General features: G+C 50.6%; 2 protein-coding genes and 1 pseudogene. 2 read left to right on the plus strand and 1 reads right to left on the minus strand.

The genetic code is table 11. From position 1 onward, the window contains the following. A partial coding sequence (locus tag P5674_RS24240; protein ID WP_315643182.1) for a hypothetical protein occupies nucleotides 1-231 on the minus strand: 231 nt, incomplete at its 3' end. A gap of 346 nt (nucleotides 232-577) precedes the next feature. Between P5674_RS24240 and P5674_RS24245 the strand changes: the two genes are divergently transcribed. Both P5674_RS24245 and P5674_RS24250 read left to right on the plus strand, forming a co-directional pair. Then, nucleotides 578-1,876, plus strand: a complete 1,299-nt coding sequence (locus tag P5674_RS24245) for a CmpA/NrtA family ABC transporter substrate-binding protein (protein ID WP_006616041.1) — start codon at nucleotides 578-580, stop codon at nucleotides 1,874-1,876. A gap of 234 nt (nucleotides 1,877-2,110) precedes the next feature. Then, nucleotides 2,111-2,197, plus strand: a pseudogene (locus P5674_RS24250) (transposase); the annotation flags it as partial.

Raw genomic sequence — 2,197 nt, forward strand, 5'->3', positions numbered from 1 at the left:
TAGAGACTCCTCCGGTTCCGGTGATGTTTGCGGGTTTGGGCTGCGTATCGGGGTGTTTGCTGCTGACGGTGGTTTATTGTGGATGCGCCGACGGCCATGAATGTAGCGACGACCTTCCCCACCACTTTCGTTAAATCTTGATTGGGCTATCGGTCGCTGGGGAGACGAACGCACCCGCAACTTCCAGCATAGCCACTCTGGCGCAGAATGGCGGGAAGAAGGTCTAACCACCTCTGGGTTAGCACTTCAGCCACAGAGGACACAGAGGAGGAGAGGGGGAAGAGGTGGGGGCGACCCCTTGTGGTTGTCCTGCCGGGTCGCCCTAGCCTTGGGGTCATCATATCAATGGCTACTTTTTTTCTGCTATTTCATGGGTCCTTTTCACTCAGATGCAAGTTACGCATGACCGAAATGCGTAAAATAAAAAACAATCTAAAAATTGTAGTTGCCGATACATAAACCCCTGGTGATTTTTCTTAGATTGTGGACACAACATCAAACCGACCCTATGTTATCTCTAAGCACTCATCCCCTGTGATTAGAACCTAAAAACTCACTGTTGATTCTTAACTAAACAATGCCCCGATTTAACCGTCGCCAATTCCTGATTACAGCTGGTGCAGCAACGGCTGGCAGCTTATTACTCCATAGCTGCGGACCGATTAATGACCAAACCCAATTTGAGGTAGAAATTGACCCAGAAAATGCCCCGGAAACTCCAACAGCACGACTCGGCTTTATTGCCTTAACCGACGCGGCTCCCCTAATTATTGGACGGGAAAAAGGCTTTTTTGCTAAGTATGGCATGACGGATGTCTCCGTTGAAAAACAAGCATCCTGGGGAACCACCCGTGACAATTTAGTTCTGGGTTCTCGGGGCGGTGGTATTGATGGGGCACATATTCTCACACCAATGCCTTATCTGATTTCAGAGGGGATTGTCACCGATGGTCGGCGAGTCCCGATGTACATTTTGGCGCGTCTGAATTTGAATGGTCAGGGGATTTGCCTCTCCAATGACTATCGCGATTTAGAAATTGGAGTCGATAGTACCCCCCTCAAGGAACGGTTCGCTGAACGACGGGCTGCGGGTGAAGACTTACGGGCCGCCATGACCTTTCCCGGAGGAACCCATGACTGCTGGATTCGCTACTGGCTGGCGGCGGGAGGGATTGACCCAGACCAGGAGATTTCGACGATTGTCGTCCCCCCACCCCAGATGGTGGCTAATATGCGGGTTGGCAATATGGATACCTTCTGTGTTGGGGAACCCTGGCCCCTGCAATTGGTGAACCAAGATATTGGCTATAACGCCTTAACCACTGGGGAACTCTGGCAAGACCATCCTGAGAAAGCCCTAGGAATGCGGGCAGATTGGGTTGACGAACATCCCAAAGCCGCCCGGGCGTTGTTGATGGGAACCCTAGAAGCCCAAATCTGGTGTAGTGAACCGGAGAATGTGGAGGAGATGTGTCAGATTCTCTCCCGCCGGGCTTGGTTCAATGTGCCGTTTGATGACATTATCGACCGGTCTCGGGGTATTTATGATTTCGGCATCGGTGAGGTGAGGGAAATGCCAGATTTGATGCAGAAATACTGGCGGGATAATGCGTCCTATCCCTTCAAAAGTCATGAGCTCTGGTTCCTAACTGAAAATATCCGTTGGGGGTATCTGCCCCCGGATGCGGATATTAAAGGCATGGTGGACCGAGTAAATCGGGAAGACCTCTGGCGAGAAGCGGCTGAAGCCATCGGCCAGGGAGACATGATTCCCGAAAGCACCTCTCGAGGTCCCGAAACCTTCTTTGATGGCAAGGTCTTTGACCCAGAAGACCCCCAAGATTATCTCAAGAGTTTAGAGATTACCCGAATTTAAGACTGATGCCGAAACACATCCTACCCCTATTGCCTGTTAAGAGTTAAGAGCATGATTTAATCTCAAATTAGGTTAACATTTTAGGGCAATACGGTATAATACCAAGTATGGTGCGAGACCTTCGGGTATGAAATAGAGCTGAAATGGGCGAAATAACTACCCGGTGAGGACTTCAACCCCTTGGTTGATTGGGTCGCATCCCTGACCATCCCATAACACAGCCTGATTTTTTAGCCAACCTTCGAGACTGCCAATATGGCCAGTCAGGTGAAGCGTCTAATCAGGTCTAAGACTGCCCGCGCCATGCTGACATGGGCGCAA

It is taken from the genome of Limnospira sp. PMC 289.06 (assembly GCF_032350395.1).
GTDB lineage: Bacteria > Cyanobacteriota > Cyanobacteriia > Cyanobacteriales > Microcoleaceae > Limnospira > Limnospira platensis.